We start from the raw sequence: 16702 nt of genomic DNA, 5'->3' as shown, positions 1-16702 counted from the left end.
GCAAACAAGCAGCCTCTTAAGAAGCTACTGTTCTGCGGCATCAGGACGCAAAAAAGATACGACCTTCATCGTATCTGCAAACAGCAATATTCACGAAAGGTTACTTTGGATGGCATAATAAATAATACGGGAGTCATCCCGCTTTTTTCAGATATGCCAGCTATTCGGTTTTAATACTGAACCACCATATTCATATAAGTAGCAGCCATTTAAAACCTCTCCCTTCGTGTAAGGAACTTGCTTATCGCTAAGCTGTCTTTACCATACCCTGTAATGGAAAATAATTCAATGTTGATTTTATGCAAATTTCAAAATTTTATAAACTACACTATGTTTCTGACTCCGTGATAAGCGTGTGAATTTTGCTTAAATTCGATTTGAAGTAGGTTGTAAACGACCATTCCTTATAGTTGTGCGGTACTTCAATATCATCTATAGATTGTTTGGTCTTCACGGCTTCTGTCACCAGAGCCAGCATATCGTGAATATATCCTTTTACATCATGAAGCTCTTGCAGAGAGCATACCTCTCCATGCCCGGGAATGATTGTCTCCACCCCAAGCTGCTCGATCTGTTCCAATATACGCCGCCACTCCTGCGGGTTGGCATTAGCCAGAACCGGATGGTGTTTGGACAGGACCAGATCTCCTGTAATAACGATTTTCTCTTCAGGAATATACAGGATGGTGTCACTCTGGGTATGTCCCCCATCAAATGTAAGGAGTTGGACGGTACATTGACTACCGTGAATGACCATCTGTTGATTAAAGGTTATCGCGGGAACGGTATGTACCAGATCGGGGAGCATCTGCATAAACTCACGGTCACTGGCATTATCCCAGGCCATCTCTCGTTTTAACTTTTCATCGGTCTCTTGCTGCAGTTGTATTTCTTGTTGATGAATCGCCTGATTCATCTGCTCCGTATTCTCCCGATATTGAGCTATTCTTTGTCTTGAAAAGGTATCCATAATGTCACGGGTAGTCGTTGTTGAGATGATGAGAGCTTCGGGTACAAACACTTGATTTCCAGAGGTATGATCACTGTGCCAGTGTGTATTCACAACGTAGGTTACCGGTTTCCCTGTAATAGAAGTGGCTGCTTCTTTCAGGTCTGATGCGGCCTGCGGGGTTAGGAAAGTATCCACGACCATTGTTGCATCGCCCAGATCAATGATGGTTGCATTCCCTAATGATCCTGTTCCTGGAACCGCAATGGTCGCAATGACGTGATCCGTAACATGTTTTAATTCAAAATGCTTCGAGCCTCGAAAGGCTGCAATCCGGTCTCTCAAAATCCCCACTCCGATCTGTTTATTGAAATATATTGTAGAATTCATATTTTAATTTGAGTGGTAACTTCGGTTACATCTGTGTTTGTTGTATCAATCGTAGGATTCGGCGGGTTATACGTTGCCTACTGTTACATTCATAGTTCCCTGTTGATTTATAATCTGATGAACCATTGCGAGTAGCCGCACAGTAAGATCAGCTCTGAAATTCAGTCGATATCCACCGCGTACGCGGTCGACAAACCCAAGTTCAATGCACTCCGTAAGAACCTGATCCAGATGTATAGAGTCTGGCAGGTACGTTCGTAGTGTCTTTTCATCCAGTGCATACTCTGGCTTCAAGTCATCTATTTCTCGCAAGAGAATGAGTAAGACCAGGCGGACGTCATCCGATAACAAGTTGAGCGGGAATGCAGCTGCTGTCCTCAGCAATTCCACCGATTCTTTCAAGAATATCGGTGTAGCAATACAAGCAAGGCGATCTTTCGCCCAGAGACCTAAACCTGCTGGACCAAGGTGTATATGTACTAGAGATGGATTTCCACTTGAACTAACAGGTAGTGTAGAGGGAGGCCCTTCGGTTAGTGTAATCATATGTTCGAGAAATGCGATTCGATCTGTTAACTCCATCTTATGGAGTGTCTCACGGATTTGAGGGATTAATGATATGAGTCCACCCTCACGTCCTAATAGGTAATCGGTCGAGCAATTAAACGTTTCTGCTATCTTTACGATCAGGGGAAGATCCGGTAAAGAATCACTATTCTCCCACTTGGAAACAGCTTGTGCTGACACGGATAAAAGCTTTCCTAACTCCTCCTGCGTCATGCCGCTAGACCGGCGGAGTTGTGCGATCTTTGTTCCCATTCCTTGCAGGTTGTTCATTGTGAGAAACCTCCTTGAACATGTTTTTCTATAGAATAACGTTTGTTCTTCATTTCTTGTATGGAGGCCTAGGTGAAACTTCAACCAGCCGTTGATATTTTGATATCGCTGGTTGATTGAGCATTAGCTTGGCGTGTACCTTCGGATGTTAAGGACGAGTGTAGATGATGAATTGTCCTTCTGCAGCAGATTCGCCACCTACCCAGCCTACAGGCAGTCCTTGATTTTTATAGATATTAAACATCTCTTCAAAATACGGATGTGGCTCCTTGCCTAACAATCGCGCTCTCGCAATCTGAAATAGATCACTGCTGATAATATCAGCAAGGTGGTTAAGTTGATCAGGCTTCAGGCCCAATTCCGGGGCCTGTCCCTCTAATTTTTTCTTCATTATGCCGTAGAAGTCTTGCTCTTCTTCATACAGAATAAATGCTCGGTCGAGGGATTTTTGCTCCTCTCCAGAGGCAGGTGGAATATCTCCTAAGGCGTCTGCGGTAATGTCCAGTAGAAAGTAACAAGGCGGCTCAACGTCTTCTTCCTGATAAAATATCAGGGCTTCCTCCAGATTCGTGAACGAATCTTGTGTCTCGAATGCTGTTCCAGTCACTGCACCGTCATGGGTAACCGAAAGGTAAGGCCCCTTCAATACATCGCCATGTTCTATGTAATCAATAATCTCACGTACATTTACAGGAAAGATTTCTTTACTGGTCATTGTTGGTCTCAACTCCCGACATTTAATGGTAGATGCTTTAATATTCTACATTTATGTGTGGAGAGCCTGCCTGCAAAGCAAAATCATTCAAGGATGCTATAACGTCTTCGCGTTCGTGGAATAGCCCGGATATGTTACAATTTTTCTATGACATAAAGTGACGTAGTTAAGGTGGGGATAGGATGAATCAACGCAGGCTGGCGATGATGCGCCTCATGGATTCCAGACATAAGTTCACGGCTCGGGAGCTGGCAGAACGATTCGAAGTATCGGTTCGAACCATCCAGCGTGATCTGGATGCATTACAGACGATGGGCTTTCCCCTATACACGGAGGTAGGTGTTAACGGTGGGTACCGTGTGCTGCCCAATCGCATTTTGCCACCTCTGCAGCTGACGCAGCAGGAAGCATTAGGTTTGTTTATGATGCTTGAATATTTGGAGATGGTTCCTGATTTTCCGTATGGTTCGATTCGTGGACATCTGGCAGAACAGTATTTCTCTACACTGCCTTCGGATGTACAGGAACGGATTGTAGGGCTACGGGAACACATAGCTTTTATGCAACATCCGGGTGATCACCACGATTCCCTTACATCGGATCTGTTAACAGCCGCAGTCGAGAAGAAAGTGATTTCATTTTTGTACAACGCTCGCAGTGGCTGGAAAAAGGTGACCGTCAATCCCATAGGCATCTATTATGAGCAGGGGTATTGGTACATGCCTGCACGGCATAACGATCGCGTATTGTTATATCGTGTGGATCGAATAAAGCAGCTTACAGTGCTGGATCAGATGGATGAATCTGTACCCACACTAAAAGCATGGCTGAAACAGGCAGCGCACACGGATGGCGAAGAGGTTGTACTGCAATTTACAGCATTCGGGGCAAGAATAGCCGCGTCGGATACATTATTCAAGACCGTATCAGATCAAGAGTGGCGCGGCGTTGTGCCACATTCGGAGTTTGCTTTTACAGCGCGTAGGCTACTCTCCTATGGACCCGAGGTCAAGGTGATATCTCCACCAGAATTGCAAGAGCAGGTCCGTACGATGTTGGAGCAAAGTGTAGCGCAGTATAAGGAGGATTAAAGGATATCAGTTTCCTATATGGAAGATATAGGAGTGTAATTTGAAATGCCGGGGCATGATTTTACGTAATTTTATATCGATTCAGCGAAAGGGGGGCTACCATGATTCGATTCATAATAGGTTTCACGACACGCTCTATGTAGAGTCCATGCGAGGAACAACGGCGGTTGTTTGCATAGAGCCTAATATCCATTCCCGCCATCATTGACACGATGAAGTCAAAAGTTTCTTCGTAAGACTCTGCTGCCTTAAAGATTAACTTTTTAAGGAGTGGAGTACGATGAAATATGTGAATGCGGATGCCGTCCTTCCGAAGGCATTGCTCGAAGAGATACAACGTCATCTTCCTGGTGGATTAATCTATATTCCGAGGCCTAAGGATACCCATAAGAAATGGGGGGAGAATTCAGGCGGTCGACAACTGATTCGGGAGCGGAACAACGAGATTCGCCAGAAGTTTGCTACGGAAGCAACGATCGATGAGCTTGCAGAGCAATATTGTTTATCCATCGAGAGTATTAAGAAAATTGTATATTGTAAAAAGCGAAGCGAAATAGAAATAGAAATGAAATGAGATTGGATGAAAAGGAAGTCACATTCGAGCCATCGGATGTGGCTTTTTACTATGTTTTTCAATGAGTAGACATGTGGATGTACAGAATGATTAGAAAACGAATATTACATATCTGTCCACCTCCAGCATTCGTACAATAGAGTCCAGAGAGCACGTTTACTTATATAGAGTAAGGAAGCGGCCGTAACCAGTGGAAGGAACGGTGATTTAGATAAACATGAACATCCAAGTGGAACTGACAAATCATGATAAGGCATATATCATCAAAAACATGTATCCGTTATACCTGCATGACCTGTCTGGACATTATGGGTTGCAGGAGGCACATCGACCGAATGTACATGGTATTTACGAAGCGAGTTCTGATTACCGAACATTACACGACCAATACGATGTACAAAATATATGGTGGGAAAAGCCGGACTGTCTCTATCCCTTCCTGATCATGGCTGAGGACAGACCTGCTGGATTTGCAATGGTGGCAACACCGCCTCACTGTGCGTCAGGCATCGATTTTTTCATGCATGAATTTTTCCTGTTGCAGCCGTATCGGGGAATGGGTATCGCGGAGAAGGCGGCTGTAATGATCTTCGCTATGTTTGAGGGCAACTGGGAGATATTCACCAATCCAGGGGAGAAAAACAAAACGGGTCAGCATTTCTGGCGCAAGACGGTAGCGAATTATACGCAAGGACTGTATGAGGAGAACGTTGCCATAACCGCAGATGCAGACGAGGATGGGCGCAAATTAATCTTTCATTTCTCGAATCATAGGTTCAATTGATGGGTAGACAGACTATTTCTTGTGAAGGAAATAGTCTGCTGAGCATGGAGAAAGGTGAATTTGAACATCATTGTTGCTTAGAAATTCAATCGCCCAAACGTAGCATCTGCTTTTGTAGTCGTATTGCTGGCGGCATTCACGGCATCCAGTTGCAACACATAATCATAATGTCGGATGTAATATCCCGGTTGGCTGTATGATTGCAAAGATACTTTGGTGCCATCTGCCCAGCCGGGGCTGATCAGGAACGTGGCATCGCCTTTATATGCAGTGGTGTTTGTGAAGGCTTCAAGTACAATTTTATTACTCGCATTACGCTTCAGGAAATAACCAGGGTAGTTGATTGCCTCCAGCGAAACACCTGTAGAGCTGGCAAGACCCGGTACAACGCGGAACTGGGCATCCAGAGCGGGGGTGACATTTGCATCAATGCGAGCAACATAGTTGGCGTGACGGATCATGCGATCCGGTACATTGTGTGAAGCGAACTGGCTGTAGCCTGTAGCTTCAGGCGTGGATGGGCCCAGCATTTTGACTTCATGCAGTGTTGGGGTGTACCAGTTGCCCGGATTGTTCCACAAGACAGCGTTAACCATATTTATTCGCACATAGCGGGCCGTGAAATGCACCGCATCCGTGGTGAAACCATATGTCAGATTATTGGTGCGATCCAGCGTGGAGTAGTTTACACCATCGTTGCTAATCTCGATTTTGTATTTGTAATACCCCTCGGAACCTTTATACATAAACCACGAAGTATCAATCTCCGTAATGGTCTTTGGTGCTCCAAAATCGACCTGCCACCACGCAGGCCAACTGTTGGAAGAAGCCACCCATGAGGTCTGATAGTTACCGTCATTGACAAGGGAAGGCGACGAGCCAGAAGCCGTCGAGCTGGCGGAGGCTGTCTTGCCTTGGGCATGATTGACGAGAGCAGGTAACGTGATCTGACCTGTTGCTGCATCAATATTCCATGTGGTATACCATTCCATTGACGCCGTTCCATTGCCGTCATTCAGCGTGAGGGGCAACCAGATATGTTTGTGCTCGCCCAGATTCATTGGATTCCAGCGATCCGCCATATAGATATACGAAGTGGTGCTGCTGCCCTGAATCGTGGCAATATCATGGATCTGGGAGCCGAAGGCAGACGGGTTGCCATAAGGCGTTAGTGCAGACCATGGCCCGGTCATTGAAGTAGCTGTAGCGTATGCACCCTGATTCGGATACCAGCCAGCGGCCTGGGAGGTGAAGAGATAGTAGCGGTTTCCTTTTTTCACAACAGCCGGGGCCTCGCGGTATGCATTCTCGAATAACCATCCTTCAAAAGACTGTACCCCTGTATAACTTGCATTCATCTTAAAAATAGCCATCGTATCATTCGCACCGCCGTTTTTACGGGAGGCCGTTACGAGATAACCTGTGCCGTCCGTGTCCACAAAAACAGTCATGTCACGAGATTCATAGTCAAGCGGGCGGAAGCTGCCTTCATACGTAAATTTGCCGTTGGGTGTACTGCTTGTGGCTACCGCAACGCGGCCGAGGTTGTAGTCTGTTCCGTTCTCATAGTGAGCCCAGAGTACATATTGCTTGGTGGAGGCATTATAGATCACTTTGGGACGTTCAATCTTGCTGGAGGCGAGTTCCGTCGCGGAGTCTTTGGTCAAGATGGCATTGCTGAAGGTCCAATTTTTCAAATCCGTTGAGGTGTAGACGTTCACGCTGTCAAACTTACCGCCCACAGCGTGTTCACCATACAGATAATACGTTGAGCCTACCTGCAGGATGTTACCGCTGTTGGCATGAATGGGATTGCCAGCCGTATCAAGCCAATCGGTACCATTGGTAATTGCTACACTTGCCGCGTTGCTTCGTTCAGGATGTAGACCAAACATCGTTAATGCGAGTGTGAAAACCAGAAGCCAGACCGTCTTACGTTTTCCCATTACGTACACCTCCATATAGATTAGAAAATAATTAAAGCGCTTTCAAATCTATTGTAGTTGATTTACAATATTTAGCAAGTAAACAATTCAGAGATTGCTGAACATAGCAACATCTGTTGGTGAATAAGCGGTAAGAGCATGAATTCCGTCCCCATTGACTGTGATATGAAGCCTGATATCAGATGAAGTAGTAAATAAATGGTAGTATGTTTGTAGGGAAATGAAGGATAAAACACATATAGGAGCTGGAGGTGCTAGATGCTATGAATGATGCCGTATACTATGAGGTAAATTCGATAAAAGACTATATAGCGATGATCGAAGAGTTACCGAATGGTCAGGAGGGGTATTATTATCGCGGAGAAAACAGGCGATATGCCACTCAATCCTCGTCTTTACTTCGATCAGGAATAGCGCGATTGCTTCGAGATAACCCGGAATATTATGTGGATGCAGTAAATGATTATGTCCGAGATATGGCAGATCAAGCGGGAGAGTGGGAGCGCGAGCATGTGTTAGCCTGGTGTCACCATGAGGGTCTGCCTACGAACTTGCTGGAACTTACAGCGTCTCCGCTACGCGCGTTGTACTTTGCCTGTTTGAGCCGCACCGATCATAGCGAGGAGCCGAGTCAGGCGGGGTACGTATACGGTTTTGCGAGAGAGAATACAGCCGACGTGACTGAACTCATATTGGAGAACGTGAAAATGAAGACATCTCGTTATAACTTGATTGAGGATATGGGCGATGACCCGCGATGGATAAATCTGCTGTCGGATCACGATAAAAAGGGATTTCACAAGCCTGATCTGGCCCAAATGCCTTACCTGATTTATCAGGCACCGTATAAGTATAGAGGCTCAGACGAACCGAATGGCCTATATTTCTATCAGTTGTTTCAGACGGTTTCCTCATCGTGCAGTCCGGAGCTTTCTTTTGAAATCATGCAACAGCAGTACACACCTGCGCTGATCGTTAAAGTACTCAATCAAACAGAGATTCGAGAGCAGCTTCATCACCGTTTGGGACTGTACAAGTGATTGAGGTATCGCCCGAATATAAGAGCAAGATTGTGATTGTCGTCTCGTGATATAACTGTCCTGAGCCTTTGCGAAGGTCAGATTATTCATTGAAGGGGATGACGTTATGAACGAGACATGCAGAAGACTGGAAGGACAAGTAGCCGTAGTAACAGGTGCGAGCAGAGGTATTGGCCGGAGTATTGCGATCCGCCTGGCACAGGAGGGGGCATACGTTCTTGTGCATTTTGCAACAAGGCAGGCGGAAGCGGAGAGTGTGGTGCGGCACATCATAGACCGTGGTGGACAGGGGCAGGCCATAGGAGCTGATTTAAGTACGCTGGATGGCATTCATGCATTGTTTTCCAAGATCGATGCTGCTGTTCAGAAGCATGGGCAAGAAGGCAAGTTGGATATTTTGGTGAATAACGCTGGCATAGGACAGATCCTTAGCCTGGAGGAAACGACGGAAGAATCTTTTGAAGATGTCATAAGAATTAATGTAAAAGCACCGCTATTTGTGACACAGCAGGCCGTCTCTCGGCTTCGGGATGGAGGGTGTATCATCAATATATCCTCTTTTGTTACACGCGTATCTTCCCCAGGAGTGTTTGCTTATAGTATGACCAAAGGGGCCATGGATACGTTCACGAAGCTGCTAGCCAAAGAACTGGGAAGCCGCCAGATCAGGGTTAACGCCATACAACCAGGTATCATTAACACCGAGATGAATGAAGGAACACTTGCGAACCCACAGGGACAGGCGTATGCAGCCGGGCTCTCTGTAATGAATCGCTGGGGAGAACCCGAGGATGTGGCTGATATCGCTGCATTTCTTGCCTCGGCGGATAGTCGCTGGATGACAGGACAATGTCTGGATGCCAGTGGTGGCTCACACTTATAATTTCTGACCATGTATTTCTTGGATTGGAGGAGAAACGGTTATGGATCGCTTTGTGATCAATGCGAAGGCTCTAGTGGTCTTGCAGAAAGAGGACGGAGACGCGGTTCTGGTCAAAGGCGGGATCACTGCTGATGGTTTCGAAGTCTTATCGACCTACCCCAAAGGCTGGCTGACATTTGCCTACTTCAAGGATCATCAGGGTATATGGTGGTTCAATGCACGTACGAACAAGGCCAGTTTGTTCAGTCAAGATACGGAAGCGTTCCGCGTCTTGCATGAGGATTACAGCTCTGATTCGCAGCATGTCTATCTGGAGGACAAGCCCGTCTCTCCCTCCGATCCAGGCAGCTTTGAGCTGTTGCCAGGGACGCCTTATTTTGCAAAGGATAAACATCAGCTCTATGTCAAAGACAGCCAGCATTTTCATGTGTTCAATGACATTGATACAAGTACAGTCATTGCGCAGCATGATTACTGTACGGATCGGGATCATTTGTTTCACTTGTCGAGCGGCCTTCGTTACGCCAATGAATATAAACATGAGATCGTAGATTGGCTCCGGGAGCATTACCCAGATATACCGGGCTGGTGGCAGACTGACTACGCTCATCATGCGGATAATGTGGTGCAGCTTACGGGAAATTGGTATGCTACGGCTACCTCCGTATTCTATCGGACGGAGTCTGGCAGTGGGTACAGGCGAGATGCTAAAGAAACTTTTAATTTGGTTCGCGGCGCGGATCGAAGTTCATTTGAACCGCTAGACGAACAGTTTGCGCGTGATCGGAATCGGGTTTATTTTCAGTGGCGTATCATCCGTGAAGCAGATCCGAAGAGCTTCGAGTCACTTGGAGGCCGATTTGGTCGAGACAAGCAGCATGTTTATTATAACGGGTATCGTGTTGAGGGAGCGGACGTATTCACATTTGAATTGTTAGGCGGTACGGAGCATCTGGGTTTATCCAGAGATCAGAACGACGTATATCATGCGCAGTATGCGCGTACGAGTCAGCCTTTCGGTCATCCTGATGATGTACTTCAACGGATCAAGGGAGCGGATGCGGCAAGTTTTGAAGTGCTCACACCATCCGGTAGTTGGGCTGTAGATGCGAATCAGGTATATCTGTGGGGCATAGTCAATAAAAAGATAGACCGTGCTAGCTTTACTCATTTGCTCGAAGCTGATCCCCAGAGCTGGGCCAAGGATCGAAATAGTCTATATAATGCGAATGGCAAACGTACCGTAAAAGGCATCGATGGAGCATCTTTTGTCATGTTAAACCCATATTGGGGCAAGGATGATCAGGCTGTGTTCAGTTTTGTGACAGGAGGGGTATACAAGACGGCGGATGCTGGAACCTTTCAGGTGACGGATGATCAAGGTAGTGCGGAGGATAAGCTGTTTCGGTATTCTATCCACGATGGAGCGGTGCGTAAGAAGAAAAAGTAGATCTGAATATTACGGTGTAGGGATTTAAAAATGAGATAAGATCTATAGTCATCCTAGATGGAATGGCATTTGTTATATGTAGATAAAAAACCAGGGACAGACTTCAAAAGTCTTTATCCCTGGTTTTGATTTGAGTTCATAAGCGAAGAAATGGATTTGTTTCTTCTTTCGTTGTTCGTTGTTTCGTTGCTTCTTCGTTAATTTTTGTGACCTTTACGTACCTTAAGTTGCATACGCTTGATCGTAGTATGCTGCATAACTTCCAGGACAAGTGGACCTTTACCATTCAGAATTTCCACATCCGTCACGTTATCCAGAATCGTGATAATCCCGATATCGTCTGCACTTACGCCTTCAATCTTCGCAATCGTTCCTACAAAATCAACCGCACGAAGTTTTTTCTTCTTACCTCCGTTGAAATTCAGCTTCATGATCTGCTGGTTCAACTGCTCACGCTTGTCCTTTTTGCGTTCAGGTGCGATCTTGAGGCGTTTCTCGAATGCTTCCCGGCAGCGATCTACCTCATCTTCTGAAGGGGCTTTGACCACAGGAATCTCAAACCCAATGTAGGATTCGATCTCCGCAAGACGTCTGCCATCCTTTGGGGTGACCATAGTGAAGGCTCTTCCTGTTTTCCCTGCACGGCCCGTGCGGCCTGTACGGTGTACATAGCTTTCTTTTTCAAGCGGGATATCATAATTGATGACATGGGTGATGTTCGTGATGTCAATTCCACGCGCGGCAACGTCAGTGGCGATCAGATAACGGAATTGTCCACGTCTGAAGGCATTCATCACTTCAATTCGCTCATCTTGCTCCATACCGCCATGGATACGATCTGCCGGATAGTCCAAATCAGCCAACACGCGGAACAGCTTATCGACATTCTCCTGTGTGCGGCAAAATACAATACAGCTGTCTGGGTTTTCTGTAATAAACAAGTCCTGAAGCAGTGCAGTTTTGTTCACTTCCGACGTGCGAATCACGGCATGTTCAATCGTTGCTGTAGTCAGTCCGCTAGCTTTAATCTCGATCTCTACAGGAGTATCCATGTATTGACGTGAAAGCTTCGCTACATCTTCCGGGAACGTTGCGGAGAACAGCATCGTTGTCCGTTCCTGCGGTAGTGCCTGAATAATCGCTCGCACCGTCTCGATAAAGCCCATGTTCAGCATCTCATCTGCTTCGTCAATGACCAGATATGCGATGCGATCCAGCGGCAGCGTGCCCCGTTCAATATGATCCAATACTCGGCCTGGTGTGCCCACAGCCACATGGGTCCGTTGTTTCAGCTCGGCTTTTTGAATGTGAAAAGGAGATTGTCCATACAGCGCAGTTGCTTTAATACGTTTAAAGCGACCAATGTTGGTGATATCTTCGTTGACCTGCAGGGCCAGCTCCCGTGTGGGGGTCAGAATCAGGGCCTGCGGTTTATTCTCGTTCCAGTCTACCAGCTCGCAGAGTGGAATACCGTATGCGGCTGTTTTGCCGCTGCCCGTCTGTGATTTTACCACAAGATCCTGATTCTCCAGTGCAACGGGAATAACCCGGGTCTGAACTTCGGTGGGATTCTCGTAACCCAGACTGTCCAGTGCTTTGACGATTTCTTCCCCCAAGCCATAATCTTTAAAATACTGCTTACTCATCATTTACCTCTTTTGCGTTTAGTTTTGAAATGCTGTCTGCTCACGTTATTTTGGTCTCGGTAACCATGTTAATGATCTTACTTACCAGCATTGCACCGTACATGTAACATATACCTGCCTATTATACTCTATGTGCACGGGAAGCGCGTGGAAAATAAAGAGACTCAACTTCTGAATATCGGAGCACCCCTATATACCGGTGAAAGTAGTTACGGTCATTGTCCGCACCCGCATTATTCTAACGATCTCAGATTAGCTTATTGGAACGATATAGAGCGTGTTGGAATTGTAACGATCACCAGAAAGCTTATTTTGCTGAAAACACGATAAGAACATCCGATCTCACTTCATTTTGCCCAAATAAGGTCTCCTGAGATCGTTAGAAAATAAAAACGCGTAAAATCGCCTAAATAGCGTGTCTGGACTTTAAAGCCCCCTAATCCAATTGGACACTCAAAGCTACCTCAGATACACTAAATGAAATGAGGAGAGTGTTCATGAAAAGACGATTTAGATGCCCAGTTGAGGCGAAAAAGGAGTATGTCGTAGAGGTGCTTTCTGGCCTCCGGACAGAGGTCGTGGCACGAAAGTACGGCATGTCTCCTAAAACGCTGACGACTTGGGTTCGTCAATACGAAGATGAGGTGGGGGAACTGGTGGCTAAAAAACAAAAAGAAACACAACAAATACAGCAAGATGTAGCCAACTATCAAGAATTACAGGAGAAATACAATGAAGCTTTGAAACTTCTTGGCGCAAAAGAATTAGAAAACCAGATTCTTAAGGATCTCGTTAAAAAAAAGTATCCCGACTACAAACCGCGATAGGTTGGATTGAGCGAGGATATCCTGTCCGTACGGTGCTCCGGATCTGCGATGTTCCTCGCTCAACATATTATTATCACTTGAAACACCCTGAACGCCAGCAACCCATAAGTAGCGGACGAAAAATCCCTGGATACTCTTACAACCAGCAAGGGAATCGTATTTCGGACACTCGGATTGTCGGGTTTCTTCGTCGTTTGATTCAAGGGCCAAATGCAGCGTTTGGCTACCGAAAACTAACCGTGTTGTTACGCCGAAAGTACAATCTGGTAATTAACAAAAAGAAAGTATATCGGCTCTGTAAGTCTCTCAGTATCCTTCTCCCTCAGCGCGAACAAATCCATACCGTACCGAGAAAAGTAGCTAATAACCGAACGGTAGATGGGCCTAACCAATTGTGGCAGATGGATATCAAGTACGGTTATGTTGCGGGGAAACGCCGGCACTTTTTCCTCGCAAGTATTATTGATGTTTTTGATCGTCGAATCGTCGCTCACCATCGCGGTAAAGCCTGCGACACGCAGAGCATCCTGCATACGCTCCGGCAGGCTATGGTAACGCGACGTATCCCTAAGACCGAGCCAAAGCTCGTGATTCGTACCGATAACGGCCCTCAGTTTATAAGCAAAGCGTTTTATAACTTCTGTGAAGAAGCAGGTTTAGAGCATGAGCGGACACCCGTTCGAACACCGAATAAAAATGCTTTTATTGAATCGTTTCATAGTGTTCTGGAACGTGAGTGTTACCAGCGACATTGTTTCGAAAGCTACGAAGAAGCCTTTTCCGAGGTAGACCGTTATATCCGTTATTACAACAAAGACCGTATTCACGGCAGTCTACACGACTGGTCGCCGACAGATTACCTGCGCCTGGTCAACGAAGGAACCATAGAGCCCAAATCCATTGCATTATGATGCGTCAATCTGAGAAAAAGCTAGCTAGTGTCCAATATTAAGGGGTTGAACCGTGGAGATCGTTAGATGTGCAACGTTCCACGTGAAACGATTTGTATCATTCCACAAAGAGCTTCCTCGAAAGTGAACTCAAAATAATAAAAAGACGATACCTCCATCATTACATGGGTGTACCGCCTTGATACATACAGTGTTATTTTAGAATACTCACATATTTGTCGTAAACGTATGCCATCTGTCCATTCAGCTTCACTTTGACCCAGCCATAGGCATGGCCTGTGCTAACTACTTCAAGTATCGTACCTTGTGGTACAGAAGTAATCACTTTAGATTTGGAGGATGCACCCGCACGTACATTCAGATGAGTGGCTGTAACCCTCGCTTGTTTGCCTGGAGCTGTGACACTTGGCTTGCCATTGTCCGAAGAAACAGGTGGTTTACCTGGTTTTGGAGTACCTGGTTTTGGCGCTCCAGGTGTAGGAACCGGAGTTGGGTTCGGCTTCGCTGGAGTTACCGGTTTCTCCGGTGCAGGTGCTGGAGATGGGGAACCCCCGCCATTGTCTTTACCTTCTACTGCTTTGCGAGCCTTGTTCAACTTCTGGTAGAAAGCACCTTTCGTTTTTACGCCTTTGAATTGTGCTGCATCTATCCCTGCTTTGGAAGAGAGAGCTTCAATCTCGTCCGAAGTTACAGCATCCAAAATATTAATGGAGGCAATATTGGTGTACTTGCCATCTTCCGTTGTCGGCACATTCATAATACCGGCATTAATCAGTTCCACGACATCTGCACGCTCCGGTGCAGTCAGGTCTACGCCAGTGATTTTCCAATGTTGCTGAATCTTCGGTTCGTAGACACCTTTCATCACGTCTTTCAGATATGCGATAGACAGATTACGGATCGTGCCTTGAATCTCACCAAAGGCTGAAGCATCCTTGGAGGACCAGAGTTGCTTGAACGTACGTCCTTCAAGCGCCCCGCCTTTGGCAATGAGTGCTTCCATCCGATAAGCATTCATACCGAGCTTGAGCGTATCACCCTCCTGAACGGCTTTTCCATTACTGTATTTCAAATTCGTGATTCGACTGCCATATGGCTTGGTCAGATCAATCTCATAGGTCACACCGCCGAAGAAATCATCGGTGCTGTACTTGGAAGCACGTCGCTTCGGATCAAAGCTGATGGTTACATCCCCTGGGCGAGTGGAGTTAAAGTATCCCGCAGACCATTCCATGTAATCCTTCAGATCTCGTCCGGTCACTTCATATACCGTCACTTCACCAAAAGTGTACTGGTAGTTAAACGCAATATCTTTTTTCTTGATCGGGCCAACGTCCAGCTTGGCTTTGTCATTATCGATCTGATGGGCAACAACGTCAGCATCACTGTAATGGAGCATAACTTCGGTGAAAAAATCAGACAGCGGCGTTTCCTGAATCTGCACGGCAGGGATGCCTTTGATCTCATCCGCCGGAACCAGATTCATTCCTTTCAGTTCCGCGACCACGATATTAGCATCGGAACGAGCGAACTCGTGGAACGGATGCAGTGTTTTTTCCAGAGAAGGATCGGAAACTTCATAAGTGCCGTCTGTTTTTTTGACAGCGAGTGCCTTGGCTTCCTTGCTCTTCAACACAACCTTGCCGTCCTCTTTGGCAAATGTCAGGTCAATACGTGACATGTGTGTACCATATTTGTTGGGTTCAGAGATCAGCACGCCGTTTACCGACTGTGATTCAATCAGCTGATGCATATGTCCGGCAAAAATAGCAGCCAGTTCCGGGTTGGCATTGGCGATGTCCGTGACGCCGGTTCCCGGTTTGCCGTTCTCGTTATCCAGTCCCATATGCATGAGACCAACCATCACATCCACTTTGCCTTTCAGCTCAGCAATGGCTTTGCGTGTCTCTTCTACAGGGTCTTTAACAATAACACCATCAAGGTGATCGGTTCCTTTTTCGAATTCGGTGATCATCGGGGTGTTCATACCAATTACGCCTACTTTGATACCATCGCGCTCAATAATCGTATATGCAGGCATGTAACGGTCGCCGTTTTCTTTGAAAATGTTACCGACAAGCGCCTGGCCTTTGAACTGAGAAGAGATTTTCTCCAGCACATCCAGGCCAAAGTTGAATTCGTGATTCCCCATAACCCAGGCATCATAGTTCATCTCGTTCATGGCCACCATCATCGGTGACTGGGGTTGATCATTGAACAATTCGGCAGAATTGTCCTGAATCATATCTCCTGCATCGAGCAGGATAGTGTTGGGATTCTCAGCACGAACTTTTTTTACCATCGTATAGAGCTGTGTCATGCTTCCGGCAGGGTTGGGGCCATCCAGTGCGTAGTCCCATGGCATAAAGCGACCATGAATATCAGATGTGCCAAGTAAAGTAATCTTAGTCTCTGGATCTGCTTCAGCTGCGTGAGCATCTTCCGCAGCGAGCGGCGCGAGTAGCACGGAAGTGCCTAATAGAATGGATAATGACCAACTAGCGAAACGTTTTAAACCATGTGTACGCATGTGTAATCTCCCTTGTGTTCTAATGTGTGTAATGATATCTATCAATCCATACTAGAGAAACATCAAGGTAATGTAAACGCTGATGTAACATATATGTTCGATACAGTTGCGTAAAGCAGGGAAAAAAGA

The 16702-nt window shown here is 46.3% G+C and carries 14 protein-coding genes; 8 read left to right on the top strand and 6 right to left on the bottom strand.

Features of this window, described 5'->3' with window-relative positions; translation table 11 throughout:
- Positions 1-328: 328 nt before the first annotated feature.
- The 3 genes from ACT89M_RS27880 to ACT89M_RS27870 all read right to left on the bottom strand — a co-directional run bounded on the left by ACT89M_RS27880 (position 329) and on the right by ACT89M_RS27870 (position 2891).
- The gene (locus ACT89M_RS27880; protein ID WP_308723274.1) at positions 329-1339 is read right to left on the bottom strand and encodes an MBL fold metallo-hydrolase; all 1011 of its coding nucleotides are present in this window, start codon (positions 1337-1339) and stop codon (positions 329-331) included.
- Positions 1340-1405: 66 nt separating this feature from the next.
- Entirely contained in the window at positions 1406-2176 is a 771-nt protein-coding gene (locus ACT89M_RS27875; RefSeq protein ID WP_154959508.1) for a helix-turn-helix domain-containing protein, read from the bottom strand.
- Between the two features lie 148 nt (positions 2177-2324).
- Positions 2325-2891 (bottom strand): hypothetical protein, encoded by a 567-nt coding sequence (locus ACT89M_RS27870; protein ID WP_154959509.1) that lies wholly within the window; start codon positions 2889-2891, stop codon positions 2325-2327.
- A gap of 182 nt (positions 2892-3073) precedes the next feature.
- On the opposite strand from ACT89M_RS27870, the gene ACT89M_RS27865 reads away from it, so the two are divergent.
- The 3 genes from ACT89M_RS27865 to ACT89M_RS27855 all read left to right on the top strand — a co-directional run bounded on the left by ACT89M_RS27865 (position 3074) and on the right by ACT89M_RS27855 (position 5340).
- A complete protein-coding gene (locus ACT89M_RS27865) occupies positions 3074-3982 on the top strand; it encodes a helix-turn-helix transcriptional regulator (RefSeq protein WP_154959510.1) in 909 nt (302 codons plus the stop codon).
- Positions 3983-4262: 280 nt separating this feature from the next.
- A complete protein-coding gene (locus tag ACT89M_RS27860) occupies positions 4263-4556 on the top strand; it encodes a CD3324 family protein (RefSeq protein WP_154889854.1) in 294 nt (97 codons plus the stop codon).
- A gap of 217 nt (positions 4557-4773) precedes the next feature.
- Positions 4774-5340, top strand: a complete 567-nt coding sequence (locus tag ACT89M_RS27855; RefSeq protein ID WP_308723275.1) for a GNAT family N-acetyltransferase — start codon at positions 4774-4776, stop codon at positions 5338-5340.
- A gap of 77 nt (positions 5341-5417) precedes the next feature.
- On the opposite strand, the gene ACT89M_RS27850 is transcribed toward ACT89M_RS27855, so the two are convergent.
- The gene (locus ACT89M_RS27850) at positions 5418-7286 is read right to left on the bottom strand and encodes an AbfB domain-containing protein (RefSeq protein ID WP_487344955.1); all 1869 of its coding nucleotides are present in this window, start codon (positions 7284-7286) and stop codon (positions 5418-5420) included.
- Positions 7287-7549: 263 nt separating this feature from the next.
- Between ACT89M_RS27850 and ACT89M_RS27845 the strand changes: the two genes are divergently transcribed.
- The 3 genes from ACT89M_RS27845 to ACT89M_RS27835 all read left to right on the top strand — a co-directional run bounded on the left by ACT89M_RS27845 (position 7550) and on the right by ACT89M_RS27835 (position 10659).
- A complete protein-coding gene (locus ACT89M_RS27845) occupies positions 7550-8326 on the top strand; it encodes an FRG domain-containing protein (protein ID WP_154889861.1) in 777 nt (258 codons plus the stop codon).
- Positions 8327-8432: 106 nt separating this feature from the next.
- A complete protein-coding gene (locus ACT89M_RS27840) occupies positions 8433-9209 on the top strand; it encodes an SDR family NAD(P)-dependent oxidoreductase (RefSeq protein ID WP_154889862.1) in 777 nt (258 codons plus the stop codon).
- Between the two features lie 40 nt (positions 9210-9249).
- The gene (locus tag ACT89M_RS27835) at positions 9250-10659 is read left to right on the top strand and encodes a DKNYY domain-containing protein (protein ID WP_154889863.1); all 1410 of its coding nucleotides are present in this window, start codon (positions 9250-9252) and stop codon (positions 10657-10659) included.
- A gap of 197 nt (positions 10660-10856) precedes the next feature.
- Here the strand turns inward: ACT89M_RS27835 and ACT89M_RS27830 are convergent, their stop codons facing one another.
- Positions 10857-12305 carry a DEAD/DEAH box helicase gene (locus ACT89M_RS27830; protein WP_154890327.1) on the bottom strand — a complete coding sequence of 483 codons (1449 nt, stop codon included), beginning with the start codon at positions 12303-12305 and terminating at the stop codon, positions 10857-10859.
- A gap of 497 nt (positions 12306-12802) precedes the next feature.
- On the opposite strand from ACT89M_RS27830, the gene ACT89M_RS27825 reads away from it, so the two are divergent.
- Together ACT89M_RS27825 and ACT89M_RS27820 are read left to right on the top strand one after the other, a co-directional pair.
- Positions 12803-13132, top strand: coding sequence for a transposase (locus ACT89M_RS27825; protein ID WP_308723560.1), 330 nt, complete (start codon positions 12803-12805; stop codon positions 13130-13132).
- Positions 13129-14043, top strand: a complete 915-nt coding sequence (locus tag ACT89M_RS27820) for an IS3 family transposase (RefSeq protein ID WP_341181917.1) — start codon at positions 13129-13131, stop codon at positions 14041-14043. The genes ACT89M_RS27825 and ACT89M_RS27820 overlap by 4 nt, the downstream gene beginning before the upstream one ends.
- A gap of 193 nt (positions 14044-14236) precedes the next feature.
- Here ACT89M_RS27820 and ACT89M_RS27815 read toward each other — a convergent pair whose 3' ends face one another.
- Entirely contained in the window at positions 14237-16573 is a 2337-nt protein-coding gene (locus tag ACT89M_RS27815) for a 5'-nucleotidase C-terminal domain-containing protein (protein WP_154889865.1), read from the bottom strand.
- Positions 16574-16702: the final 129 nt, after the last annotated feature.

This window comes from Paenibacillus sp. NN59 (assembly GCF_057597225.1).
This window is presented reverse-complemented; position numbering and strand designations above follow the sequence as displayed.